Source organism: Streptomyces sp. NPDC052016, from assembly GCF_044548445.1.
Taxonomy (GTDB): domain Bacteria; phylum Actinomycetota; class Actinomycetes; order Streptomycetales; family Streptomycetaceae; genus Streptomyces.
This window is the reverse complement of sequence record NZ_JBIUBX010000021.1, coordinates 43,067-67,531: the sequence shown is the minus strand read 5'-3', so window position 1 is coordinate 67,531 and position 24,465 is coordinate 43,067. Positions and strand designations below refer to the sequence as shown.

General features: G+C 72.4%; 19 protein-coding genes and 1 pseudogene. 7 read left to right on the top strand and 13 right to left on the bottom strand.

Annotation, left to right across the window (positions count from 1 at the left end):
• Positions 1-178 precede the first annotated feature (178 nt).
• Complete coding sequence (locus ACIHAR_RS25420; protein WP_400022046.1) at positions 179-1,861, bottom strand: diaminobutyrate--2-oxoglutarate transaminase family protein; 1,683 nt, start codon at positions 1,859-1,861, stop codon at positions 179-181.
• 682 nt (positions 1,862-2,543) lie between these two features.
• Between ACIHAR_RS25420 and ACIHAR_RS25415 the strand changes: the two genes are divergently transcribed.
• Entirely contained in the window at positions 2,544-3,767 is a 1,224-nt protein-coding gene (locus ACIHAR_RS25415; protein WP_400022044.1) for a trypsin-like serine peptidase, read from the top strand.
• A 175-nt stretch (positions 3,768-3,942) separates the two neighbouring features.
• Positions 3,943-5,145, top strand: coding sequence for a trypsin-like serine peptidase (locus ACIHAR_RS25410; protein WP_400022042.1), 1,203 nt, complete (start codon positions 3,943-3,945; stop codon positions 5,143-5,145).
• 103 nt (positions 5,146-5,248) lie between these two features.
• Here ACIHAR_RS25410 and hflX read toward each other — a convergent pair whose 3' ends face one another.
• From hflX to miaA, 6 genes are all read right to left on the bottom strand, one after another.
• A complete protein-coding gene (gene hflX / locus ACIHAR_RS25405) occupies positions 5,249-6,742 on the bottom strand; it encodes a GTPase HflX (protein ID WP_365458919.1) in 1,494 nt (497 codons plus the stop codon).
• Positions 6,743-6,891: 149 nt separating this feature from the next.
• The gene (locus ACIHAR_RS25400; protein WP_400022039.1) at positions 6,892-8,619 is read right to left on the bottom strand and encodes a M1 family metallopeptidase; all 1,728 of its coding nucleotides are present in this window, start codon (positions 8,617-8,619) and stop codon (positions 6,892-6,894) included.
• Between the two features lie 456 nt (positions 8,620-9,075).
• Positions 9,076-11,331 (bottom strand): RelA/SpoT family protein, encoded by a 2,256-nt coding sequence (locus ACIHAR_RS25395; protein ID WP_400022037.1) that lies wholly within the window; start codon positions 11,329-11,331, stop codon positions 9,076-9,078.
• A 299-nt stretch (positions 11,332-11,630) separates the two neighbouring features.
• Complete coding sequence (gene dapF / locus ACIHAR_RS25390; protein WP_365458928.1) at positions 11,631-12,500, bottom strand: diaminopimelate epimerase; 870 nt, start codon at positions 12,498-12,500, stop codon at positions 11,631-11,633.
• A 62-nt stretch (positions 12,501-12,562) separates the two neighbouring features.
• Entirely contained in the window at positions 12,563-13,072 is a 510-nt protein-coding gene (locus ACIHAR_RS25385; RefSeq protein WP_365459053.1) for a hypothetical protein, read from the bottom strand.
• A 108-nt stretch (positions 13,073-13,180) separates the two neighbouring features.
• A complete protein-coding gene (gene miaA / locus ACIHAR_RS25380) occupies positions 13,181-14,119 on the bottom strand; it encodes a tRNA (adenosine(37)-N6)-dimethylallyltransferase MiaA (RefSeq protein ID WP_400022034.1) in 939 nt (312 codons plus the stop codon).
• A 182-nt stretch (positions 14,120-14,301) separates the two neighbouring features.
• On the opposite strand from miaA, the gene ACIHAR_RS25375 reads away from it, so the two are divergent.
• Both ACIHAR_RS25375 and ACIHAR_RS25370 read left to right on the top strand, forming a co-directional pair.
• On the top strand, positions 14,302-14,643 hold the full coding sequence (locus ACIHAR_RS25375; RefSeq protein ID WP_400022032.1) for a hypothetical protein: 342 nt from the start codon (positions 14,302-14,304) through the stop codon (positions 14,641-14,643).
• Between the two features lie 24 nt (positions 14,644-14,667).
• Positions 14,668-14,973 (top strand): antitoxin, encoded by a 306-nt coding sequence (locus ACIHAR_RS25370; RefSeq protein ID WP_400022030.1) that lies wholly within the window; start codon positions 14,668-14,670, stop codon positions 14,971-14,973.
• 102 nt (positions 14,974-15,075) lie between these two features.
• Here ACIHAR_RS25370 and ACIHAR_RS25365 read toward each other — a convergent pair whose 3' ends face one another.
• The 5 genes and pseudogenes from ACIHAR_RS25365 to ACIHAR_RS25345 all read right to left on the bottom strand — a co-directional run.
• Positions 15,076-15,792 (bottom strand): class III extradiol dioxygenase subunit B-like domain-containing protein, encoded by a 717-nt coding sequence (locus tag ACIHAR_RS25365; RefSeq protein WP_400022028.1) that lies wholly within the window; start codon positions 15,790-15,792, stop codon positions 15,076-15,078.
• A 484-nt stretch (positions 15,793-16,276) separates the two neighbouring features.
• Positions 16,277-17,806, bottom strand: a complete 1,530-nt coding sequence (gene miaB / locus ACIHAR_RS25360; RefSeq protein WP_365458943.1) for a tRNA (N6-isopentenyl adenosine(37)-C2)-methylthiotransferase MiaB — start codon at positions 17,804-17,806, stop codon at positions 16,277-16,279.
• A gap of 188 nt (positions 17,807-17,994) precedes the next feature.
• Complete coding sequence (locus tag ACIHAR_RS25355; RefSeq protein ID WP_365458946.1) at positions 17,995-18,276, bottom strand: hypothetical protein; 282 nt, start codon at positions 18,274-18,276, stop codon at positions 17,995-17,997.
• A 52-nt stretch (positions 18,277-18,328) separates the two neighbouring features.
• Positions 18,329-19,081: a response regulator gene (locus tag ACIHAR_RS25350; protein WP_400022026.1), complete on the bottom strand. Its 753-nt coding sequence runs from the start codon at positions 19,079-19,081 to the stop codon at positions 18,329-18,331.
• A gap of 326 nt (positions 19,082-19,407) precedes the next feature.
• Positions 19,408-20,349, bottom strand: a pseudogene (locus ACIHAR_RS25345) (sensor histidine kinase); the annotation flags it as partial.
• A gap of 266 nt (positions 20,350-20,615) precedes the next feature.
• Between ACIHAR_RS25345 and ACIHAR_RS25340 the strand changes: the two are divergent.
• Positions 20,616-21,101, top strand: coding sequence for a TrkA C-terminal domain-containing protein (locus tag ACIHAR_RS25340; protein ID WP_365458952.1), 486 nt, complete (start codon positions 20,616-20,618; stop codon positions 21,099-21,101).
• 4 nt (positions 21,102-21,105) lie between these two features.
• Positions 21,106-22,329, top strand: coding sequence for a cation:proton antiporter (locus ACIHAR_RS25335; protein WP_365458955.1), 1,224 nt, complete (start codon positions 21,106-21,108; stop codon positions 22,327-22,329).
• 561 nt (positions 22,330-22,890) lie between these two features.
• Here the strand turns inward: ACIHAR_RS25335 and ACIHAR_RS25330 are convergent.
• Positions 22,891-23,307, bottom strand: a complete 417-nt coding sequence (locus ACIHAR_RS25330; RefSeq protein ID WP_400022023.1) for a MazG nucleotide pyrophosphohydrolase domain-containing protein — start codon at positions 23,305-23,307, stop codon at positions 22,891-22,893.
• Positions 23,308-23,448: 141 nt separating this feature from the next.
• On the opposite strand from ACIHAR_RS25330, the gene ACIHAR_RS25325 reads away from it, so the two are divergent.
• Positions 23,449-24,447 (top strand): TAXI family TRAP transporter solute-binding subunit, encoded by a 999-nt coding sequence (locus tag ACIHAR_RS25325; protein ID WP_365458961.1) that lies wholly within the window; start codon positions 23,449-23,451, stop codon positions 24,445-24,447.
• Positions 24,448-24,465: the final 18 nt, after the last annotated feature.

Genomic DNA, 24,465 nt, shown 5'->3' with positions numbered 1-24,465 from the left:
CGAGACGTGGGTTCTGGGGAGGCGTGGCCGGGAGCTGTGTGTTCCACGTGGCGGAGGCGGCCCCCGGCGGCCTGTGCACCTCTTCACTCAGTTCGCTCACGGGTCACATCGGCGATGTCGTACCCGGGCGGCGGATGACCATGGCGTACGCAGGGCGCCTGTGGGGCTGCCGGTCGGGTCAGCTCGGGTCTTCGGTGCCGCTCCCGTGGCGTGGGGGTGGGCCGGTCGGTTGTTGCGACGGGCCGGACCGGCCGTGATCGACCTGGCCCGTGCGACCGGGGTGGGCGCGGGCCACCGCCTCCACGGCGTCCGCCAGCCGGTCGAGCACGGCGGCGGCCTGCTCGTCGCTGATCGTCAGGGGCGGCAGCAGACGTACGACGCCGGCGTGGCGTCCGCCGAGTTCGACGATCAGGCCGCGTCGCAGGCACTCCCGCTGGACGGCGGCGGCAAGGCCGGGGGCGGCCGGGTGAGGGCCGCGAACGTCGGCGGTCGGGATGTCCTCTCCCTGAGCGGGAGAGTGGAGTCGCGACGAGGCAACGTCGGCCGAAACACCCACCTGGTCGGGGCCCGCCGAAACCGCCCGCAGAGGCACCTCCGAGGATCCGGGAGCTGCCGCCGCTGCTTCCCCGGTCGGGTTCGTCCGACTGCCCTCGCGGTCGTGAGCACCAGCGCGGCCCTGCCTGCCGGCCCATTGGTGTTCGCCGCTGTCGTACACGGCGTCTGGGTCCACCATCTCGATCCCGATCATCAGCCCGCGCCCGCGCACGTCCCCGATGCACGGGAAGTCATGGGCCAGTTGCCGGAGTTGGCTCAGCATGTGTGCGCCCAAGGTGGCCGCACGGTCGGCGAGATGGTTGGAGCGGACGTAGGCGAGCGTCGCCGTGCCGGCGGCCATGGCGAGTTGGTTGCCGCGGAACGTGCCCACTTGGGCACCGGGTTCCCAGACGTCGAGGCTGTCGCGATAGACGATGACGGCCAGGGGCAGGCTGCCGCCGATGGCCTTGGAGAGGACCATGACATCGGGCGTGATCCCGCTGTGCTCCACGGCCCAGAAGGCACCGGTCCGACCGACTCCTGTCTGGGCCTCGTCGGCGATGAGCGGGATGGACCGTTCGGCGGTGATCTGTCGTATGCGCCGCATCCAGGCGTCCGGTGCGGGGAGGACGCCGCCCTCGCCCTGGACGGGTTCGACGATCATCCCGGCGGGAGGGCGCACACCGGATCGGGGGTCGTCGAGGACGGACTCGGTCCAGCGTGCGGCGAGGTCGGCGCCCCGCTCGCCGCCGACACCGAAGGGACAGCGATAGTCCTGCGGAAAGGGCAGGCGCGTCGCCCGTATGCCGAAGGCGCCCCCGGAGGCGTCGAAGGAACCCGAGGTCATGCCGTGGTGGGCTCCGGTGAACGCGAGGACTCCCGTGCGGCCGGTGGCGGCCCGGACCAGTCCGAGGGCGGCCTCCACCGCATCCGTGCCGGCCGGACCGCAGAACTGCACGCGTGCGTGGGCGGCGAGTCCGGAGGGCAGGGTGCGGAACAATTCGGTGATGAAGGCGTCCCTGACGGGAGTGGCCAGGTCGGGAACGTTGAGGGGTGCACCGGAGTCGAGGACCTTGCGGATGGCCTCCAGCACGACGGGGTGGTTGTGGCCGAGCGCCAGGGTGCCGGCGCCCGACAGGCAGTCGAGGTAGCGGCGGCCGTCAGCGCCCTCGATGGTCAGTCCGCGCGCCCGCACGGGCACGATCGGCAGGGTGCGCGCGTAGGTGCGCGCCGCCGGCTCGCGCGCCGACTGCCGCCGCAGGATTCCCTCCTGCGTCGGCCGCCCAGTTGCCGAGTTCCCGACAGCGGAGACGCCCTCACCGCTCACGCTCCGCGCGGTGGGCGCGCTCACGGCGGAGGCGCCGGCGGCGCGAGCGCCGGCAGTGTGCCCTCCGGCAGCGGAAACCCCGCCGCCGGAGGGCTCCGAAGACGCCTCCCCGGGCGCAGGCTCGTTCACGGCCACGTCTCCCTGTCCTCCCGCTGTTCAGAGGCGAGTTGGTGCGTCGCGGGACCCGGAGTCGGACGGGGAGTCGACCCCGGAGTCGGACCGGGAGTCGGAGCGGCGCCGGCTTCGCCGACCTCGGCGAAACGGCGTCCCCCGCACACCCGGTGGAATCCCGCACGGAGGGCCGCGAGCAGACGGAAGGCCCCACGGCTACCAACCCCCGACGGTCCAGCGGGTTACGGGTAGCCGAGAGATCCCTGGCGTGACGGAACCTTGCGGTTGCGGCGCGCCACCTGGATCACCTGGGCGACCTGGACCATCTGGGCCGGCCGCTTGCCACCGGATGTCAGATGCCGGACGTCGAATGCCAGATATCGGGCCAGGTCAGACGGCTTGTGGCCGAACCGTTGCCGTTCCGTCGGAAGTCGCCTGCAGCGAGCGCATATCGTGTGATGCCGTTCCGCAAGGCCGTGAGACCCGTGTGAACCGGGGGTGAGATCACCGTGAGTTCAGCGGCGGAGACGGCCATCGCTCCAAGTTCGTTTCCAGCAGGGGGAGTCAGATCATGCGATCCATACGGCCGTCGTTCACCGCTCGCCGGGGGAGGAAGGCCCGCCGTGGAACCTCCCCTGTTCTGGGCGCCGTTGCCCTCGCCTCGGTGCTGACGCTCACCGCGACCGCCTGCGACTCGGGGGGCGCCGAGGCGGACGGCCGGGCCACCGCGTCCGCCTCGGCGGGCGGTGACGGAAAGATCACCATCCCGGACGACATCAAGGACCGGCTCAAGGAGCACGGAATCGACCTCGACAAGTGGAGGAACGGCGCCTGGAAGGACTGGGACAGGGAGGACTGGCTGCGCGAGGCTCAGGACTACATCAACCCGATCATCCAGGGCCTGTGGGACCCGGACCGGATGCGCGAGGCCGAGGACCCGGACCGGGCTGTCGACGACAGCGACCTCGCCGGCGACCAGGGTGTGACCGACCCGGCGCCGGCGGCAGTGGACGCGACGGCCGTGTCTCCCACGTACCACGCCAACGCGCCTGAGGCGGGCAAGGTGTTCTTCGACTCCCCCGAGGGCACGATGGTCTGCTCGGCGACGGTGGTGCAGGACCCGGCCCACCCCGGCAAGTCCAACCTGGTCTGGACGGCGGGCCACTGTGTGCACGCCGGCAAGAAGGGCGGCTGGTACCGCAACATCGCGTTCGTGCCGTCGTACAACGACGGGGGCAAGTCGGACAAGGAGTTGCAGACGGCGACCAAGGAGGAAGTGGCGCCGTACGGGGTCTGGTGGGGTGACTGGGCTCAGACCTCGGACCAGTGGATCGAGCAGGGCGGGCAGACCGGCGGTGACGGGGCGCCGTACGACTTCGCCGTGATCCATGTGACGCCGGAGGAGGGCGGTTCCGGCAAGTCGCTGGAGGAGACGGTCGGTTCGGCGCTTCCGGTGGACTTCGCGGCGCCGACCGCGACGAAGATGAAGAGCGTCACCGCCACGGGTTACCCGGCGGCAGAGCCGTACGACGGGCAGAAGCTGTACCAGTGCCAGGACAAGCCGGGGAGGCTGTCGCTGAACGCCACGGACCCGACGATGTACCGCATCGGCTGCACGATGACCGGCGGCTCGTCCGGCGGCGGCTGGGTGGCGACGGGCTCGGACGGCAAGCCGGCGCTGGTGTCCAACACCTCGATCGGCCCGGTGGACGCGGGCTGGCTCGCGGGGCCGCGGCTGGGTGAGGCGGCCAAGGGCGTGTACGACGAGGTGAGCGAGAAGTTCGCCGGGCAGTGAGCCGCGGCAGAGGGGTGGTGTCTGACGGGAACCTTCACCACCCCACCGCCGTTCGCTCTCAAATCGGGGGGCATAGTGGGGTGTTGCCCTCGGCGATCAAGGTCGGGGGCCGCCAGAACATGACAAGTACATGCCGTACATGCCATTCACGTGTTTCAACGGGGGACATCGCACCATGCGTTCCACACGTACGCCCGTCGCGCACCGGCGCGGTCGGCGGCGCTTCCTTCTGACCGGCGGGCTCCTAGCGGCCCTGACGCTGACCGCGACCGCCTGCGAAGGCGCCGACGACACCAAGGCCGACGCCTCGGCCACCGCCTCCCAGGCCGCCGGCACCGGCGACGGCAAGGTCCGCGTCCCGTCCGAGATCGCCGACAAGCTCAAGGAGCGCGGAATCGACGTCGACGACTGGGCGAACGGCGGCTGGCGGGACTGGGACAAGGACAAGTGGCTGAGGGAGGCCAAGGACTTCGTCAACCCGGTGATCGAGGGCCTGTGGAAGCCGGAGCGGATGCGGTCCGCGAAGGAGGCCGACAAGACGGTCACCACCAAGGACGCCATCGCCGACCAGGGCGTCAGCGACCCGGAGCCCGCGCCCGTCGAGGCGGAGGCGGAGAAGACGCCGTACCACGAGAACGCGGCCCCGGTCGGCAAGGTCTTCTTCGACACGCCCGACGGCACGGCGGTCTGCTCGGGCACGGTCATCACGGACGTGAACCACCCGGGCAAGTCCAATCTGGTCTGGACGGCCGGCCACTGTGTGCACGCGGGCGGCGAGGGCGGCTGGTACCGCAACATCGTCTTCGTCCCGGCCTACAACGACCTCGGCAGGACCGAGGCCCAGCTGGGAGACGCGACGGCCGCGGAGATCGCCCCGTACGGCAACTGGTGGGCCGACTGGGCGTCGACGTCGAACGGATGGATCAAGGGCGGCTCGGACACGGGCGGCGCGGGTGCGGCGTACGACTACGCCGTGCTGCATGTGACGCCCGAGGCCGGCTCCACGTCGCTGGAGGAGACCGTCGGCGGGGCGCTGGACGTCGACTTCTCCGCGCCGTCCGCGACCGAGGTCGACGCGATGGGCGCCTGGGGCTACCCGGCGGCGGAGCCGTACAACGGGCTGAAGATGTTCAAGTGCATCGACAGGCCGGGGCGGCTGTCGCTGAGCCCGTCGCTGCCGACGATGTACCGCATCGGCTGCACCATGACCGGCGGTTCGTCCGGCGGCGGCTGGTTCCGGACGGTGGGCGGCGAGACCAAGCTGGTCTCCAACACCTCGATCGGCCCGGCGGACAACACCTGGCTGGCAGGCCCGCAGCTCGGCCAGGAGGCCCAGGCGCTCTACGAGAACATGAGCAGGACGTACGGCGGTCAGTGACCCGTACGCGCCACCTGCACGGCGCCGTCCACCTGAAAGGCCCGCCCCCTGCTCGGCAGGGGGCGGGCCTTTGTATCCGGAGTGTCCGGTCGTACGCGAGACGTCAGGCGAGCGACGCCGGAGCGTACGGCGCGAGATCCGCCGCCAGCTCCTCGTGCACCCGCGCCTTGAGCAGCGTGCCCTCCGCCGTGTGCTCCGCGGAGATCACCTCACCCTCGGTGTGGGCGCGGGCGACCAGCTTGCCGTGCGTGTACGGCACGAGCGCCTCGATCTCGACCGACGGCCTCGGCAGCTCGTTGTCGATGAGCGCGGTCAGCTCGTCGATGCCCTTGCCGGTGCGGGCCGAGACGGCGATGGAGCGCTTCTCGATCCGCATGAGCCGCTGGAGCGTCAGCGGGTCGGCCGCGTCCGCCTTGTTGATCACGACGATCTCGGGCACGTCGGTGGCGCCGACGTCCCTGATCACCTCGCGCACGGCGGCCAGCTGCTCCTCCGGGTTCGGGTGCGAGCCGTCCACCACGTGAAGGATCAGGTCGGACTCGCCGACCTCCTCCATGGTGGAGCGGAACGCCTCGACCAGGTGGTGCGGCAGGTGCCGGACGAATCCGACGGTGTCCGCCAGCGTGTACAGCCGGCCGCTCGGGGTCTCGGCCCGGCGCACGGTCGGGTCGAGGGTCGCGAACAGCGCGTTCTCGACGAGCACGCCCGCGCCCGTGAGGCGGTTGAGCAGCGAGGACTTGCCCGCGTTGGTGTAGCCGGCGATGGCGACCGACGGCACCTTGTGGCGCTTGCGCTCCTGGCGCTTGATCTCACGGCCGGTCTTCATCTCCGCGATCTCCCGGCGCATCTTCGCCATCTTCTCGCGGATCCGGCGCCGGTCCGTCTCGATCTTGGTCTCACCGGGACCACGGGTGGCGAGGCCGCCGCCCTTGCCGCCGCCCATCTGACGGGACAGCGACTGACCCCAGCCTCGCAGCCTCGGCAGCATGTACTGCATCTGCGCGAGCGCGACCTGCGCCTTGCCCTCGCGGGACTTGGCGTGCTGGGCGAAGATGTCGAGGATCAGGGCCGTACGGTCGATGACCTTGACCTTGACGACGTCCTCGAGGTGGATCAGCTGGCCCGGGCTCAGCTCACCGTCGCAGATGACGGTGTCCGCGCCCGTCTCGAGGACGATGTCGCGCAGCTCGTCGGCCTTGCCGGAGCCGATGTAGGTGGCCGCGTCGGGCTTGTCGCGGCGCTGGATCACGCCGTCGAGCACGAGCGCGCCCGCGGTCTCCGCGAGGGCGGCGAGCTCCGCGAGGGAGTTCTCCGCGTCCTGCACGGTCCCCGAGGTCCAGACGCCGACGAGAACGACCCGCTCCAGGCGGAGCTGACGGTACTCGACCTCGGTGACGTCCTCGAGCTCGGTGGAGAGGCCGGCGACGCGGCGAAGAGCCGCGCGCTCGGAGCGGTCGAACTGGTCGCCGTCCCGCTCTCCGTCGATCTCGTGGCTCCAGGCGACGTCCTCTTCCATCAGGGCATCGGCCCGAAGACCTTCGGGGTAGGCGTGCGCCAAGCGCTTGGCGTCCTGGGAAGGGGAAGAAGAGGAGGTCATTGGGTCCTTACGTCGTTGGGGATGTCGAATCGGCGGTCGTATTGCACAACGCACGAGTACCCCGGGAGATTCCCGTCGTCCCGTCCGGCTTTTCCTGTGCCGCGCCGACCTGACGATGGTCGCACGGTACGACCCGTCTCGTCATCGCCTTATTCCGCGGCTTTCGCCGCGGCCTTTCCCTCGGCCGTTCCCCCGGCCTTTCCCCCAGTCCTCCCCTCGGCCTTGTCCCCGCCCTTCGCTCCGGCCGTGCCCCCGGCCTTCCCTCCGAGCGCACCGCCGGCCTTGTCTCCGGCCTTGTCTCCGGCCTTCGCTCCGGCTTTACCGCCGGTCTTCCCTTCGGCCTTCCCTTCAGCCTGCCCTCCGGCCTTCTCCGAGGCCTTTCCCCCGGCCTTTCCGGCGGACACGGGGGCCGCCGACTTCCACTCCGGGTGTCCGGGCATCGGCGGGGTCTTCTCGCCGTACAGCCAGGCCTCGAAGAAGGTCCCGAGGTCGCGCCCGGCGATCTGCTCGGCGAGGCGCCGGAACTCGGCGGTGCCGGCCGTGGCGTCCTTGTGGTCGCGCACCCACGCGCGCTCCAGTTGCTCGAAGGCCTGCGTGCCGATCTCCTGGCGCAGGGCGTACAGCACGAGGGCCGCGCCGTCGTAGACGTTCGCGCGGAAGATGCCGATCTTCTGGCCCGGAGTGGGCGGCTTGGGGGCCCCGGGCGGGCCGCCGGCCGCACGCCATCCGTCGGAGTCGCCGTACGCCGCCTTCATCCGCGCCTCCAGGGTGCGCCCCGCCCGCTCCTCCGCGTAGAGGGCTTCGTACCAGGTGGCGTGCCCCTCGTTGAGCCACAGGTCGGACCAGGTGCGCGGGGTGACGCTGTTGCCGAACCACTGGTGGGCCAGCTCGTGCACCATGATCGACTCGACGTACCAGGCCGGGTAGACGGACCCGGCGAACAGCTTTCTCTCGAAGAGGGAGAGGGTCTGCGTCTCGAGTTCGAAGCCGGTGGTGGCGTCGGCCATGAGCAGGCCGTACGTCTCGAACGGATAGGGGCCGACCCTGCTCTCCATCCAGGTCATCTGGTCGGGGGTCTTCTTCAGCCACGGTTCGAGGAGATCGCGGTCCTTGGTCGGGACGACGTCCCTGATGGGCAGTCCGTGCGGGCCCTCGCGGTGCAGGACGGTGGAGTGGCCGATGGACACCTGGGCGAGTTCGGTGGCCATGGGGTGGTGGGTGCGGTACGTCCAGGTGGTCGTGTTCCCGGCCTTGTCGACGCCGGCCGGCAGGCCGTTGGCGACGGCCGTGTAGTCGCTGGGCGCGGTGACCCGGATCGTGAACCGCGCCTTGTCGGAAGGGTGGTCGTTGCACGGGAACACCAGGTGGGCGGCGTCGGCCTGGTTGGCCATCGCGAGGCCGTCCGCGGTCCGCACCCAGCCGCCCTCCCGGCCGTCGGCGCTCACCGGGTCGCTCGTGTGGTGCACGGTGATGCGCATCCAGTCGCCCTGCGGCAACGGGTCCTCCGGCGTGATGACCAGGTCCTCGCCGGCACTGGTGAAGGCGGCCGGTTCGCCGTCGACCTCCACGGACTGGACCTTGCCGTGGGCGAAGTCGAGGTTGACGCGCTCGAGGGCGGCGGTGGTCCAGCCCTCGATGGTGGTCACCGCCTGGAGCGGCTTGCTGTTGCTGCCGGAGTAGGTGAAGGCCAGGTCGTACGCCGCCACGTCGTACCCGGGGTTGCCGAGGTACGGGAAGAGGCGGTCGCCGACACCGAGCGGCGTCGCCGGGGCACTCGCGGCGACGAGACAGACGGAGACGGCCGAGGCGAGCATCGCGGACTTGATGCGACGGGAGCGGACGGTTCGGGCACCGGGGGTGACACGGCTGAGGGGCATGGACCACCGCTACCAGCGCCCGCCCCCACCCCGGCGACGACGCGCGCCCACCCCACCCGAACGGGTCGCACACGCGCGTGGCTGCGAGCAGGGGGTGCAGCGCAGCGCCGCCGGTGGGTGTTCGGGGCAGGGGCGCCAGGGCGGGTGTATCGGCGGCCCGGAACGAGGCCGGAGCGGGAGTATCGGCGGGCGTCGGAACGAGGCCGGAGCGGGAGTACGGCGGGCGCCGGAACCGAGGCGTGCCGGACGGGAGGCCTGGGACAGCGTCTCGCCGGATGCGCCGGAGAAGACGTACGGGCCGGGCGGGGCGCACGGGAACGAGGGCGTCGTACGGCGCAAGGGAGCCGGGACGTGGCCTACGACGCCCGGGCCACGCCGAGCCGGCAGGCCGGACCGCGGGCGTCCGGCGTGACCGGGCCTGGGCGCGGTTCCCGGGGCGCACCCGTGGATGTCGGTTCAGGGTGTCGGTGCGGCGTGGTGCTGGGCGCGGCTCACGTCGTACACGCCGGGGACGTTCCGCATGGCGCGCATCAGGGTCGGCAGATGGGCCGCGTCGGGAAGCTGGAGGGTGTAGGTGTGCCGTACGCGTTGCTGGCTCGGGGGTTCGACCGTCGCGGAGACGATCTCGGCGCCTTCCAGGGCGATCGCCTCGGTGAGGTCGGCGAGCAGATGGGGGCGCCCGAACGATTCGGCGACCAGGGTGACCCGGCACTCGGTGGTGTCTCCCCAGCGCACGTCGACCTGTGCGCGCCCCGCGTTCGTCATACGCGACACGGCGGCGCACTCCACGCGGTGCACGGTCACCGCTCCCCCGCGCACCGCGAAGCCGATCACCTCGTCGGAGGGCACGGGCGTGCAGCACCCGGCGAGCCGGACGCTCGCTCGGGGACGGTCGACCGCCGTGATCGCGGCGCCGGGCCAGGGGGCGGGATGCTCGGCGGCGGGGCGGGCGAGGACGCCGCCGGCGGCTCTCACTGCCTCGATCGCGTCGGCGGCCGCACCGCCTGCCGTCTCTCCGGCGTCCGTGGCGTCACCGGCAGCCCCACCGCCCGGCTCCGCGATCCCTCCGCCCGGCTCCGCGCCCGCGCCGTCCGGCCCCGGATGCGTCGCCAGCCATCGCTGGATGGCGATGCGGGCGGCCGGTGTGTGGGCGTGCTCCAGCCACTCCCTGGAGGGCTCGGAGGCCGGGTCCTGGCCCATGAGGAGCTGAACGGTGTCGCCGTCCCGCAGAACGGTGCTCAAGGTCGCCAGCCGACCGTTGACGCGGGCTCCGATGCAGGCGTGGGCGTCCTCGCCGTACTGCGCGTACGCGGCGTCCACGCAGGTGGCGCCCTCCGGCAGACCGAGGGCGCCGCCGTCGGGGCGGTAGACGGTGATCTCACGGTCCTGGGCGAGGTCCTCGCGCAGGGTGGACCAGAAGGTGTCCGGGTCGGGTGCGGCCTCCTGCCAGTCGAGGAGGCGGGAGAGCCAGCCGGGGCGGGTGGGGTCGACGCGCTCCCCGTCGGCCGTGTCTCCGTCGTTCTGGCCGCCCTCGCCGCCTTGCTCCTCCGCGGGAGGCGCGTAGGGGTTGCCGAGCGCGACGACGCCGGCCTCGGCGACCTTGTGCATCTGGTGGGTGCGGATGAGGACTTCGGCGACCTGGCCGTCCTCACGGGCGACGGCCGTGTGCAGCGACTGGTACAGGTTGAACTTGGGGACGGCGATGAAGTCCTTGAACTCCGAGACGACGGGCGTCATACAGGTGTGCAGCTCGCCGAGGACCGCGTAACAGTCGGCGTCCTCGTTGACGAGGACGAGCAGGCGGCCGAAGTCGCAGCCGCGCAGCCGCCCCCGTTTGCGGGCCACGCGGTGGACGGAGACGAAGTGCCGTGGCCGGATGAGGACGTCGGCCTGGATGTCGGCGTCGCGCAGGACGGCGCGCATGGCGTCGGCGAACTCGGTGAGCGGGTCGTCCGCGCGGGAGGCGTTGTCGGCGATGAGCTCGCGCGTGTGCTCGTACTCCTCGGGGTGGAGGATCGCGAAGACGAGGTCCTCCAGCTCGGTCTTGAGGGCCTGGACGCCCAGGCGTTCGGCGAGCGGGATGAGGACGTCGCGGGTCACCTTGGCGATGCGCGCCTGTTTCTCGGGACGCATCACACCGAGGGTGCGCATGTTGTGCAGCCGGTCGGCGAGTTTGATCGACATCACGCGGACGTCGTTGCCGGTGGCGACGAGCATCTTGCGGAAGGTCTCGGGCTCGGCGGCGGCGCCGTAGTCGACCTTCTCCAGTTTCGTCACGCCGTCGACGAGATAGCGCACCTCCTCGCCGAACTGCTCGCGTACCTGATCGAGGGTCACATCGGTGTCCTCGACGGTGTCGTGCAGCAGAGAGGCCGTCAACGTCGTCGTCTCGGCGCCCAGTTCGGCGAGGATGAGGGTCACGGCGAGCGGGTGGGTGATGTACGGCTCGCCGCTCTTGCGCATCTGGCCGCGGTGCGAGGACTCGGCCAGTACGTAGGCGCGGCGCAGCGGTTCGAGGTCGGCGTCGGGATGGTGGGCGCGGTGCGCCTCGACCACATGTCCGATCGCGTCGGGCAGTCGGTCGCGGGAGGCGGAGCCGAGCAGCGCGGCACGGCCCAGGCGGCGCAGGTCGATCCGGGGGCGGCTGCGCCTGCGGGGAGCGGCAGGCGCCACCGGGCCTGGGGTCGCGGGGTTCGTGGCCTCCGCACTCATGGGCACCTCCGGCTGCGTGGACCGGCGGACGGAGTGCCCCAAGGCGGACACGGCTCAGGGGGCGGCGACGATCCCCCGTCCGGGCCGGTGCTTGATGCTACCGAGCCCATCACGCTCGATCGGCCGCCTCTCGCCGAGCGTGAAACGGATCACCCATTCGAGCGACGGTTTCGAGGTTTACGGTTTTGAGCCGCCTGACCTGGGGCGGGCCGTGGAGTCGAACTCACGGGTCCGGCCCGGACGGTACTCCTCGGCTCCGGCAGGGCGTCTCCACCTCCGATGCCAAGCCTCGGGCGCCGTCAGCGAACGGCGGTTTCCAGCCACTCCGGGTCGATTTCACCCTCGGCGACGATGACCGCGGGTCCGGTCATCTCGATCTCGCCGTCGGGCCGCTCGGTGATCAGGAGCCGGCCGCCGGGGACGTCCACGGTGTACGTGACGGGCGTGCCGGTGACGGCGGGGTCGGCGCCGTCCCGACGGGCGGCCGCCACCGCGACGGCGCAGGCGCCCGTGCCGCACGAACGGGTCTCGCCGGAGCCGCGCTCGTGCACGCGCAGCGCGACGTGGCGCGGGCCGCGGTCGACGACGAACTCGACGTTGACCCCCTCCGGGTAGGCGGAGGCGGGGCTGAAGGGCGGCGGGGAGTACAGGGTGCCGGCGTGCGCGAGGTCGTCGACAAAGGCGACGGCGTGCGGGTTGCCCATGTTCACGTTCCGTGCGGGCCAGCTGCGCTCGCCCACGCTGACGGTGACCTCCCCTTCGGGGAGCCGTGCCCTGCCCATGCCGACGGTGACGTCTCCGTCCTTGGCGATGTGCACGGTCTTCACGCCGCCGCGTGTGGCGACCGCGAGGTCGCCCTCGGTGACGAGCCCGGCGTGCTGGAGGTAGCGCGCGAAGACGCGGACGCCGTTGCCGCACATCTCGGCGATGGAGCCGTCGCCGTTGCGGTAGTCCATGAACCACTCCGCCTCGGCGGCCATGTCCTTCGCCTCGGGGTGGGCGGCGGACCGCACGACGTGCAGCAGGCCGTCGCCGCCGATGCCCGCGCGCCGGTCGCACAGGGCGGCGACGGCGGCCGGGGGGAGGTCGATGGCGTTCTCGGGGTCCGGGACGATCACGAAGTCGTTCTCGGTGCCGTGACCCTTGAGGAAGGCGATCCGCGTGCTCATTCCTCGATCGTACGGGGTGGGTACGACACCGTGTCGCGCAGCCGAAGAGAGCGCGGGGGCGCTCAGCGGAGCCGGGCGACCCGCCACACGGCCAGGACGACGACGGCGACGACCAGCACGACGTAGGCGAGGACGACACGCCAGTCGGGGCGGCGGCCGGAGCCGCGCTGGGGCAGACCGGGCCATGTGTGACCGACGCGGCGGGCGGCCATCATGCCCCAGCCGGCCGCACAGGAGCAGATGAGCAGCCCGAGCATGGCGATCACGGCCCCGCTGTCGCCGAAGTCGAAGGCGAGGGGGAACGCGAACATCAGGGAGCCGGTCGCGGCCAGCCCGACGATGGGGGCCAGCTGCCAGATCCGCAGGCGGCGCTGGGGGCGCAGCTCGACCTCGACCTCGGGGCCGCCGGCGAACATCTCCTCGGGCTCCGGCCCGTCGGCGGTCACGCCGTCCTGGGTGTCGTCGGCGTCCGGCCCGTCGGGGCTCAGACGGCTTTCCTCCGGCTCCGGCACTCCTCGCTCGGTGGTGAGGTGCTCGGTGCCTTGTGCGGTGTCGCGAGGGCCGGCCTCCATCGCCACGCGCCCTCCCAACTCGGACTCAACTCGGTCGATCGAAGCTCGATGATGGCACGGGGCCGAAGGCCCGGATGACGGCCTGAGCGTCCCGATGCCATGACGTGATCAGGCTGTAACCGGTCGTTCGACCAACGTCAGTGCGAGCCTCGGAAGTTCCGTGAGATCGGCCGTGGCCCCACTCAACCAGTGCACCCGCGGGTCGCGCCTGAACCACGAGTCCTGACGGCGCGCGAAGCGCTTGGTGGCACGGACCGTCTCCGCCCGCGCCTCGTCCTGCGTGCACTCGCCCGCGAGGGCGGCGAGGACCTGCTGGTAGCCGAGCGCGCGCGAGGCCGTACGCCCCTCGCGCAGGCCTTGCGCCTCCAGCGCGCGCACCTCGTCCACGAGCCCCGCGTCCCACATGCGGTCGACCCGGCGGGCGATGCGCTCGTCGAGCTCGGGGCGCGCCACGTCGACGCCGATCTGGAGGGTGTCGTAGACCGAGTCGTGGCCCGGCAGATTGGCCGTGAAGGGCTTGCCGGTGATCTCGATCACTTCGAGGGCGCGGACGATGCGGCGGCCGTTGCTGGGCAGGATCGCCTGGGCCGCCTCGGGGTCGGCGGCGGCCAGCCGGGCGTGCAGCGCGCCGGAGCCGCGCAGGGTCAGCTCCTCCTCCAGGCGGGCGCGGACCTCGGGATCGGTGCCGGGGAACTCCAGGTTGTCGACGGCGCCGCGGACGTACAGCCCGGAGCCGCCGACCAGGATCGGCCAGCGGCCCTCGGCGAGCAGGGCGTCGATCCGGGCGCGGGCCAGTCTCTGGTACTCGGCGACGGATGCGGTGACCGTGACGTCCCAGATGTCCAGGAGGTGGTGCGGGATGCCGCCGCGCTCCTCGGGCGTCAGCTTGGCGGTGCCGATGTCCATCCCTCGGTAGAGCTGCATGGAGTCGGCGTTGACGACCTCGCCGCCGAGGTGCCGGGCCAGGAAGACGCCCAGATCGGACTTTCCGGCCGCGGTCGGTCCGACGACGGCGATGACGCGGGGGGCGGGGGGTGCGCTGCTCACCGCACCAGTTTCGCAAACCTCGCACCGCGCTCTCGAACGAGTTACGTGACGGGGCCCGTCCGGCGTCGTTGCCCGTTGCGAGATTCCCGTCGCCCATTGCCGGGGCGGCGCATCCCGGTGGCGCAAACGGACGCACCGGACAACGCGGGATTTCGCCCGCACGAGTACCGTATGGAGTGGATATGGGCGTTTTGGCGCGGCTTTTCCGGAGGTCGAAGGCCACGGAGGAGGCGACCACGGCAGGGGCCGGTACGGAGGAGGCGAGTACGGGGAAGACGGTCACGGAGGAGACGACCGCGCGGGAGCCGCAGACGACCGCCGAGGCACCGGCCGGTACGGCGGTGGACGGCGACGAGGCGGAGCAGGCCGCCGAGGAGGCGCCGGCGCGGGAGCCGGCGGAGGCCGGCGACGCCACGGAGGCGGCCACGGACGACGACCCGACCGCCGACGGTGTCGAGATCCCCCGGCAGCAGTCCTCCGGGGAGGCCGCCGACAGCGAGGCCGGCGAGAACGCCCGCACGTAACGGACCCGTCAGGGAAGGTGACCCATGGGTCTTTTGAACAATCTGAAGGCCAAGCTCACCCCGGCCAAGGGCAAGGTCTCGGACCTCGCGCACCAGCACGGGGACAAGATCCAGCACGGGATCGACAAGGCCGCAAAGGTCGTCGACGACCGGACCAAGGGCAAGTACAGCGACAAGATCCACACGGGTACCGACAAGGCGAAGGGCGCCATGGACCGGCTCGCGCACAAGCACGAGCCGGGGACGGGCAGGCGCGAGCCGGGGATGGGCGGCGACACGTTCACGCCGCCGAGCGAGCCCCCGCCCGGCCCGCCCCCGCCGACCTCCTGATCGGCGGCCACGGCAGTACAGCGATCGGCGGACGGCCGCGCAGCGGGAACGCGCGCGGCCGTCCGCCGTTCCACGACCGGCACGGCACCGGCCGCACGGCGCCTACGACCAGGTCGCGACCACGTAGCCGACGCCGTACGGCGCATCCTCGTACAGCAGCGCGCCCGACAGTCCGGCGTCCTCGGCCGCCCCCGCGAGCACCTGCCATGGGGCCCGACCCGAAACCTTCAGCTCGCGCGCCGGCTCGAGGTCAAGCGCCTCGAGAGCCGCGATGTCCGCCGCGCCGAGCGCACGCGCGACCTCGGCGTCGAAGGGCGCCGCCCGCTCGTCGAGGTAGCCGGGGGCCTTCAGCGACCGGCACGCGCTGCCGTCGCCCATCACCAGGAGTGCGACCCGCCCCGGCCGTGCGCCGAGCTCCCTTCCGGCGTCGACGCACCGCTCCACCGCGAGGGTGTCCGCCACGCCGAGTCCCTCGACCGGGGTGTCCGACCACTTCGCCCGCTCCAGCAGCCAGGCGCCGACGGCGAGGGAGGTCGGCAGCTCCCTCTCGGGCGCCGGCTCCCCGCCGCTCCGGCCGAGCCGGACGGCGAGGTCCACGCCGAAGCCCTGGAACGAGCCCCGCGTGCCCTCCGGATACACGCCCCGACCGGACTCGTCGGTGGGTCCGACGACCAGGAGTCGGTCCGGCCGGGCCGCGGCGAGCACGCCCAGAGCGTCGGAACAGGCGGCGCGCGCGGCGTCCAGCTCGGGGGCCGCACCGGCGGCGAGCTCGGGCACGAGCAGGGGCGGGCAGGGGCAGACTGCGGCGGCGACAAGCATGATCGGCAGACTAGCCCGCGCCCACGGCCCGTCCTCGATCAGGACGTCCGATCGGCACGTCCCCTGCCCAAGGCCTACGTCCGGTCGGCGCGAGCCGCCCCGTGCGGGACGGCCCGGCGCCGGGGGGGCGATGCGTGCTTCCGGTGAGCGCGACCTCCGCATGGCAAACGTCCGGTCAGCGGACGTGCGCATGCGTACGCCCGGTCAGCGCGACGCTGTGCGCGATGCGTACGCCCGGTCAGCTCGCCCCTGCGCGCGCTGCTCACGTCCGACCAGCCCGGCCCTGTGCGCGATGCGTCCGACCAGCCCGCCCCTGTGCGCGCTGCCTACGTCCGACCAGCGCGACCCGTGCCCGACGCGCGCTCCGATCGGCGCGTCCGCCGGATCGGTCACCGTCGGGACGTGTCCCGCCACCGGCCGGGGCACCGTCGGAACCGCCCGCCACCAACCGGGCAACCGTCGGGCACCTCGCGCCGCTGCCGGGTCAGTCGCAGCCGCAGCCGCTGCCCGTGGCCACCGGGAGCGGCGCGGGCACGCCGATCTTGGGCAGGCCGAGCATGACGCCCGCCGCCTTGGCCGCCTTCTCGGCGTTGCGCTTCTCCCAGGCGTCCCCCGCGCGGGTGCGGCGCACGTCGAGGACGGGGCCCTCGGCGAGCAGGTGGTGCGGAGCGGCGTAGGTCACCTCGACGGTCACCACGTCGCCGGGGCGCACCTCCTGCTCCGGCTTGGTGAAGTGGACGAGGCGGTTGTCGGGGGCGCGGCCCGAGAGGCGGTGGGTGGCGCCGTCCTTGCGGCCCTCGCCCTCGGCGACCATGAGGTCGAGCTTCCGGCCGACCTGCTTCTTGTTCTCCTCCCAGGAGATCTCCTCCTGGAGGGCGACGAGACGCTCGTAGCGCGCCTGGACGACCTCCTTGGGGATCTGGTTCTCCATGGTGGCAGCGGGGGTGCCGGGGCGCTTGGAGTACTGGAAGGTGAAGGCCTGCGCAAAGCGGGCCTCGCGCACGACGTGCAGCGTCTGCTCGAAGTCCTCCTCGGTCTCGCCCGGGAAGCCGACGATGATGTCGGTGGTGATGGCGGCGTGCGGGATGGCGGCGCGGACCTTCTCGATGATCCCGAGGTAGCGCTCCTGGCGGTAGGAGCGGCGCATCGCCTTCAGGACCGTGTCCGAGCCCGACTGCAGCGGCATGTGCAGCTGGGGCATCACGTTCGGGGTCTCCGCCATGGCGGCGATCACGTCGTCCGTGAAGTCGCGCGGGTGCGGGGAGGTGAAGCGGACGCGCTCCAGGCCCTCGATGTTCCCGCAGGCGCGCAGCAGCTTGCTGAAGGCCTCGCGGTCGCCGATGTCGGAGCCGTACGCGTTGACGTTCTGGCCGAGCAGCGTGATCTCGGAGACACCCTCGGCGACCAGGGCCTCGACCTCGGCGAGGATGTCGCCGGGGCGGCGGTCCTTCTCCTTGCCCCGCAGGGCCGGGACGATGCAGAAGGTGCAGGTGTTGTTGCAGCCGACGGAGATCGACACCCAGGCGGCGTAGGCGCTCTCGCGGCGGGTCGGCAGCGTGGAGGGGAAGGCCTCCAGGGACTCGGCGATCTCGACCTGCGCCTCTTCCTGCACGCGCGCGCGTTCCAGCAGGACCGGCAGCTTGCCGATGTTGTGCGTGCCGAAGACGACGTCCACCCAGGGAGCCTTCTTCACGATGGTGTCGCGGTCCTTCTGCGCGAGGCAGCCGCCGACCGCGATCTGCATCCCCGGGCGCGACGCCTTCTTCGGCGCGAGGCGGCCGAGGTTGCCGTAGAGACGGTTGTCGGCGTTCTCGCGCACCGCGCAGGTGTTGAAGACGACCACGTCCGCGTCGCCGTCCGACCCCTCGGGGGCGCGGACGTACCCGGCCTCTTCGAGCAGGCCGGACAACCGCTCGGAGTCATGAACGTTCATTTGGCACCCATAGGTGCGGATTTCGTAACTCTTGGGTCCTTGAACGTCCACTACGGAGCTCCGGTCGCTGCTGCTGGTCATTCCACAAGGGTAGGCGCTCCCGGCACAGCCCCCGCAACGATGCGGCGAGCGGGCGCCTCACCACCGGTCGCGGCATGTGGTTCGGAGGGAAGCGTCGGCGCGGACTCGCCCGACGAGGTCGGCTCCCCCCGTCGGCGCGGACTCGCCGGACGAGGTCGGCCCCGGCCCGACGGACCCACCCGACGAGATCAGACCTCCATCACGGCGTCGCACTCGGCGCAGACCAGAGACGCGTGTTCTGCGGGGTACCAGACCGCGCCAGGGTGCTCGGAGGGCTTCCAGGGGGCCGTGTCCATGGCGAAGGTGTCCTTGCCGCAGAGGGTCCGCGGTCCCGTCGCGGTGGGCCTCCCCGGTGCGGCGGATGCCGCGTGCACCTTGCGGACGGCCCGTTCTCCAGTGCTTTGCGCTTCCGGGGCGGGCCGGGTGGGGACCGGTTTGTCGAGCTCGTACACGACGACGATCTCGGTCATGTCCCCACCGTAGGCGGTCACGTGACCGTGCGCGCGGGACGCCGCGCCGCGGTCAGGGGTCGATCAGGCCTGCGCGGATCGCGTAGCGGGTGAGTTCGAGGCGGTCGCGCATGCCCAGCTTCTGGAGCAGGTTGGCGCGGTGCCGTTCGACCGTCTTGGCGCTGATGAAGAGCAGCGCTCCGATCTCCTTGGACGTGTGGCCCTCGGCCACCAGCTTGAGGATCTCCTCCTCGCGCTCGGTGATGGGCCGCTCGGGCAGACCGTCGACGCCGTCACCACGGTGCAGCCGGTCCAGGTACGAGCGGACGAGCGCCCGCTCCGCACCCGGGTAGATGAACGGCTCGTCGCGCATGACCGCCCGGCACGCCTCGACGAGGTCGCGGTCGGCGACGGACTTGAGCACGTAACCGCCGGCTCCGGCCTTGAGCGCCTCGAAGAAGTACTGCTCGTTGTCGTACATGGTGAGGATGAGGATGCGCAGGCCGGGGAGGCGGCGGGAGAGTTCGCGGGCCGCCTGCAGACCGGTGGTGCGGGGCATGGCCACGTCGAGGACGGCCAGGTCGATGTCCCCGTCCCGGGCCCGCTCGACGGCCTCGGCCCCGTCCCCCGCCTCGGCCACGACCGTCAGGTCGGGTTCGCCGTCGAGGATGAGCCGCACGCCCCGGCGAACCAGCGTGTGGTCGTCGGCGAGAAGGACCCGGACGGGCGGACCTGCGGGAACGGCCGGAGTCGGTGGGGCTTGCGGGACCTCGGGGAGCGGTGTGAGCGGTGTGAGCCGTGTGAGCGGTCGGGGGTCGTCGGTCACCGATGGCCTCCGCAGGTGCCCGAGGTGCCGGCGTCGGCAGAGGCTGCACCTCGGCCCGCGCGGCTTTCGGCGCGGGTGCCGAGGCCTGAGCCGCTGCCGGCGTCCGTGTCGGTGTCCGTACCGGTGTTCGCGCCGGTGCCGGTAGTGGTGCTGGTGTCGGTAGTCGTGCTGGTGCCGGTAGTCGTGCTGGTGCCGCCGATACCCGTGACGGCGCCCGCGGGCGGTTCCTCGTGGGCACCGCCCGCCGCTTCCTCGCTGCCGGTCTTTCCGGTGCTGCCGGTCCCCTCGGTGCTGCCGGTCCCCTCGGTGCTGCCAGTGCCCCCGGAACCGCCGGTCCCCACGGTCCGCAACCGTACGTCCGTCCCACCGGCGGTCCCGGACGTGACGCTGAGCGTCGCTCCGATCAGCAGGGCCCGCTCACGCATCCCGCCGATGCCCGCGCCCTCCTCGGCCGACGGTGCCAGACCTCTGCCGTTGTCCCGGACGAGGAGTTCGACGCCGTCGGCGAAGGGGCGGAGGCGGAGTTCGGCGCGGTCGGCGGCGGCGTGCCGGGCGGTGTTGGTGAGGGCTTCCTGGGCGACGCGGTAGAGCACGAGCTCCGTCTCCTCGGTCAGCGGGGGCAGACCGGTCCGCAGGTCGTGGCGGACCGTCAGTCCATGGGTGGTGAACTCGGCCGCGAGGGAGCGCAGCGCGCTCGGCAGACCGAGTTCGTCGAGGACGCCGGGGCGCAGGCGCCGGGCGATGCGGCGGGTCTCGTCGAGGCCGGCGCGGGTGGCCTCCTGGGCCTGGGCCACCTCTCCGCGCAGCCCGTCGGGGGCGCGGTCGGCGACGCGTTTGAGCTGGAGGAGCACGGCGGTCAGGGTCTGGCCGACCTCGTCGTGGAGTTCGCGGGCGACGCGGTGGCGTTCGCGCTCCTGCGCGGACAGGGCCCGGGCGGAGCTGGCGGCGCGTTCGGCCTCCAGCCGGTCGAGCATGGCGTTGTACGTCGTGATCAGTTCGGCCGTCTCCACCGGTCCGGAGACGACGGCACGGGCTCCCGGGTGCAGCAGGTCGGCGTCGGCCATGGCCCGCCCCAGGCGGCCCAGCGGCGCCAGGCCGACGCGGAGCACGACCGCGTTGACGGCCAGCAGCGCGGCCAGGCCCGCCACGACGACGAGCGCCTCGGCGGGCAGGACGGGGGTGGAGACGGTCACCGGGCCGAGGAGCAGCGCGGCGGCCACGACCAGACCGACGGCGTTGAGGGCGAAGATCCGCCAGAACAGCGACACGTGCCCGACTCCTCCTCCCCGGCTCCCCGCCGTCCTCCGACGCCCTGTCCGTGATACTGGCGACAGCCGATTCCGTGCCCATGGCACCGCCGTCCACCGACGCTTGGTCCATGGCACCGCCGTGACCAGCCTTTCCGTCCTCCGGCGGCCCTGTCCATCCGTCACGACACCCATGTCGTCACCGTACGGGGGGATGGCAGCATTGCGGCTCCGGGTACCCGTCGGCGGTCTCCGCCGGACTTCAGCGACCAGCAAGGAGAAGAAACGTGTCTGCTCCCCGTCTCCGGACGACCCCGCTGCCAGGGATCGGCGTCCAGTACGACCTGGTGACGCGGGAGCAACGCCACCTGTCCGTGGTGGCGCACCGCGACGGCACCCGCACGGTGAGCGTGTACCGCGCCGACGACCCCGACTCCTGCGCCCAGTCGCTGCACCTGACCGCCGCCGAGGCGGGCTCGCTGATCGATGCGCTGATGCCGTCCCACCACAGCGCGAGTCTGCTGTACACCACGGACCTGGGGCTGGTCGCCGAGCGCGTCGAGGTGGCGGCCACCTCCCGCTGGAACGGGCGGCTGCTGGGCGACACCCGGATGCGCACGGAGACCGGCGCGTCGATCGTGGCGGTGCTGCGGCGGGCCGAGGCGATCCCGTCGCCGGCGCCGGACTTCCGGCTCGCGGGCGGCGACACCCTCATCGTCATCGGCACCCGCGAGGGCGTGGACGCGGCCGCGGCGATACTCGGGCGGGAGTGAACCGGTGCACTCCTCCGCCGTTCTGCTGATCGAGTTCGGTTCCATCATCCTGGGCCTCGGCCTGCTCGGCCGGTTCGCCGGCCGGTTCCGGCTCTCCCCCATACCGCTGTACCTGCTGGCCGGTCTCGCCTTCGGCGAGGGCGGGCTGCTGCCGCTGGGCGCGAGCGAGGAGTTCGTGGCCATCGGCGCCGAGATCGGCGTCATCCTGCTGCTGTTGATGCTCGGCCTGGAGTACACGGCGAGCGATCTGGTCTCCAACCTCAAGGCGCACTACCCGGCGGGTCTCGTGGACTGCGCCCTCAACGCCGTGCCGGGCGCGGCCGCCGCGCTGTTGCTGGGCTGGGGCCCGGTGGCCGCCGTGGTCCTCGCGGGGGTCACCTGGATCTCGTCGTCCGGGGTGATCGCCAAGGTGCTGGGCGATCTGGGCCGGGTCGGCAACCGGGAGACACCGGTGATCCTGAGCGTCCTGGTCCTGGAGGACCTGGCGATGGCGGTCTACCTGCCGATCGTCACCGCGCTGGTGGCCGGGGTGGGGCTCGCGGCCGGCAGCATGACCCTGGCGATCGCGCTGGGCGTCGCCGGCCTGGTGCTGTTCGCGGCGGTGCGCTACGGCCGGGTCATCTCCCGCTTCGTCTCCAACGACGACCCGGAGAAGCTGCTGCTCGTCGTCCTGGGGCTGACGATCCTGGTCGCCGGTGTGGCGCAGCAGCTCCAGGTGTCGGCGGCGGTCGGCGCGTTCCTGGTGGGCATCGCGCTGTCCGGGGAGGTCGCCGAGGGAGCGCACACCCTGTTGAGCCCGCTGCGGGACCTGTTCGCCGCCGTCTTCTTCGTGTTCTTCGGCCTGCACACGGACCCCGCCAGCATCCCTCCGGTCCTGCTGCCCGCCCTGGCGCTGGCCGTCGTCACCGCCGCCACGAAGATCGCCACCGGTTACTGGGCGGCCCGGCGCGCCGGGATCTCGGTCAAGGGCCGATGGCGCACGGGCGGTGCGCTGGTGGCGCGCGGGGAGTTCTCGATCGTGATCGCCGGGCTGGCGGTCACGGCCGGCATCGAGCCGTCCCTGGGCCCGCTGGCGACGGCATACGTCCTGATCCTGGTCGTCCTGGGTCCGCTCACCGCCCGCTTCACTGAACCGATGGCCCTGTGGTGGGCCGGCCGCCGGGAGGCACGTCGGACCCCGGCGGCGGAGGTCGCCGAGGTGCGGGCGGAGACGCGCGTGGGTGACTGACGCCCGGGGTCGGAGGGCGCGGCCCCGGAGACGGTCGCCTGCCGGCCGCCCCGCCGGGCCGCGCGCGACCGGCCTGTCCGCAGGCCGTCAAGCAGGACCCGTCAACGCCGGGCAGTCACTCCGCGTGCGGCCCGGCGTTCGTTTGGGCACGCGGGGAGCACAGGGCACTGGCCCCGGGCGGGAGAAGGCGGCCCCGCCTCCGGGTCCCATGCCCACGATCGCAGCCAGGGACGACCACCGGTCGGCGCCCCGAGCCGTCACCCGTCAGCCCGCCCGGGCAACGTTCCGGCTCGCCCAGGACCCCGCGGAGGGACGCCTGGGCCTCCTCGGCTGGAGTCCCACGAGCCGGCGCCCGCACGGAACGGAACCCGCGCCCGCACCCGCACCCGCACCCGCACCCGCACCCGCACCCGCGCGGAACGAAAGCGCCGCTGACCCCCCGCACCCGGCGAAGCCGATGCACGGAGCCGCAGCGCCCGCCCCGGCGGGAGGCCCCCGGCGGGCACCCGAGCAGGACGACCGGCGCTCGAACGGCCGTCAGGCATCAGGTGGGCCAGGCCGTCAGGCCGTCCCCTCGGGCACCCACCCCTGCCGGCGCAGCACCCCCGACACGTCCGGAGCCTCGTAGTGCTCGCCCTTGAGGACCTTCCCGTCGGCGCGGCGGGCGATCCGGCCGTCGGGGCCCAGCTTGGTCATGTTGGAGCGGTGGATCTCGGCTATCACCGCGTCGAGGTCGATCCCGTGCACCAGGGCCGTGCCGTACGCCACGTAGACGACGTCGGCCAGCTCGTGCGCGAGGCGGTCCAGCGGGCCGCTCACCGAGACCTCGGCGACCTCCGCGGCCTCCTCGGCGAGCAGCTCACCGCGGTGCGCGGCGAGGTCGGGCGACACCTCCGTCGGCGTACTGCGGACATCGAGCCCGAAGACGCGGTGGAACTCACGGACCAGGTCGGCGGGCGAGACGGGCGAGGAACTCATGCACCGACTGTAACGGCGGCCACTGACACCTCTGCCGGAGTCCGTCCGCGGCCGTCGGCGGTCCCGTCGGCCCGCACGGCCGCCCCCGGCTGTGAGCTCCGCCCTGGTCAGCCCCCGCCCCGGCCTGGCAGGATCGCGCGCATGTCCAAGGTGTTCCCCCGTATCGGCAGGCGCCGGGCCCTGCAGGGCGCGGCCGCCGGCGCCGCCGTTCTCGGGCTGCTGCTGTGGTGGCTGCTGCCCCTGGGCGAGGACCCGCCGAGCGGCACGATCACTTTCAGCACGGGCACGACGAGCGGCGTCTACTACGAGTACGGCAGCCGTCTGCGCACCGAGCTCGCCGAGGACATGCCGCACCTGGACGTCAACCTGACCACCAGCAACGGCTCGCAGGAGAACGTCGCGCGCGTGGCCGAGGGCGACGCCGACTTCACCATCGCCGCGGCCGACGCGGTGGCGACGTACGAGGCGCAGAACCGCGGCTCGTCCGCCCGGCTGCGCGGTGTCGCCCGGCTGTACGACGACTACGTCCAGCTGGTCGTGGCGCGCGACTCGGACGTCCGGTCGGTGGCGGACCTGGAGGGCAAGACGGTCGCGACGGGCCTGCCCCGCTCGGGTGTGCGGCTGATCGCCAACCGGGTGCTCAAGGCGGCGGGCCTGGCCCCGGGGAAGGACTTCACGGCGGTCTCGGAGGGCATCGACACTGGGCCCGAGCAGCTGAAGCAGGGCAAGATCGACGCGTTCTTCTGGTCGGGCGGAGTGCCGACGGCGGGTCTGGAGAAGCTGGCCGACGGCCTCTCCTTCCGGTTCGTGCCGATCGACGCCACGCTGGTCGCCAAGATGCACCAGCAGGACGACTCCACCAGCTACTACCGGGCCACCAACATGCCCGAGTCGGCCTACCCCACCATTCAGAACGGCTCCGCCGTGGCGACGATCGCGGTGTCCAACCTGCTGATGACCCGTACGGACATGGATCCCCGGCTCACCGAGTGGCTGACCCGGACCGTGATCAAGAGCCGGGACGGCATCGGGGCGCACGTCCACTCCGCCCAGCTGGTCGACCTGCGCACGGCCATCTACACCGACCCGCTTCCGCTGCACGAAGGCGCCCGGCGCTACTACCGGTCCGTGAAACCGTAGGGATCCCACCCCGTCCCC

What these genes read in the sequence shown, in the direction of transcription:
- ACIHAR_RS25415 (WP_400022044.1), top strand. Translation starts at nt 2,544, where the DNA reads ATGCGATCCATACGGCCGTCGTTCACCGCTCGCCGGGGGAGGAAGGCC.
- ACIHAR_RS25410 (WP_400022042.1), top strand. Translation starts at nt 3,943, where the DNA reads ATGCGTTCCACACGTACGCCCGTCGCGCACCGGCGCGGTCGGCGGCGC.
- hflX (WP_365458919.1), bottom strand. Translation starts at nt 6,742, where the DNA reads ATGACCTCCTCTTCTTCCCCTTCCCAGGACGCCAAGCGCTTGGCGCAC.
- ACIHAR_RS25400 (WP_400022039.1), bottom strand. Translation starts at nt 8,619, where the DNA reads ATGCCCCTCAGCCGTGTCACCCCCGGTGCCCGAACCGTCCGCTCCCGT.
- ACIHAR_RS25395 (WP_400022037.1), bottom strand. Translation starts at nt 11,331, where the DNA reads ATGAGTGCGGAGGCCACGAACCCCGCGACCCCAGGCCCGGTGGCGCCT.
- dapF (WP_365458928.1), bottom strand. Translation starts at nt 12,500, where the DNA reads ATGAGCACGCGGATCGCCTTCCTCAAGGGTCACGGCACCGAGAACGAC.
- ACIHAR_RS25385 (WP_365459053.1), bottom strand. Translation starts at nt 13,072, where the DNA reads ATGGAGGCCGGCCCTCGCGACACCGCACAAGGCACCGAGCACCTCACC.
- ACIHAR_RS25375 (WP_400022032.1), top strand. Translation starts at nt 14,302, where the DNA reads ATGGGCGTTTTGGCGCGGCTTTTCCGGAGGTCGAAGGCCACGGAGGAG.
- ACIHAR_RS25370 (WP_400022030.1), top strand. Translation starts at nt 14,668, where the DNA reads ATGGGTCTTTTGAACAATCTGAAGGCCAAGCTCACCCCGGCCAAGGGC.
- ACIHAR_RS25365 (WP_400022028.1), bottom strand. Translation starts at nt 15,792, where the DNA reads ATGCTTGTCGCCGCCGCAGTCTGCCCCTGCCCGCCCCTGCTCGTGCCC.
- miaB (WP_365458943.1), bottom strand. Translation starts at nt 17,806, where the DNA reads ATGACCAGCAGCAGCGACCGGAGCTCCGTAGTGGACGTTCAAGGACCC.
- ACIHAR_RS25355 (WP_365458946.1), bottom strand. Translation starts at nt 18,276, where the DNA reads ATGACCGAGATCGTCGTCGTGTACGAGCTCGACAAACCGGTCCCCACC.
- ACIHAR_RS25330 (WP_400022023.1), bottom strand. Translation starts at nt 23,307, where the DNA reads ATGAGTTCCTCGCCCGTCTCGCCCGCCGACCTGGTCCGTGAGTTCCAC.
- ACIHAR_RS25325 (WP_365458961.1), top strand. Translation starts at nt 23,449, where the DNA reads ATGTCCAAGGTGTTCCCCCGTATCGGCAGGCGCCGGGCCCTGCAGGGC.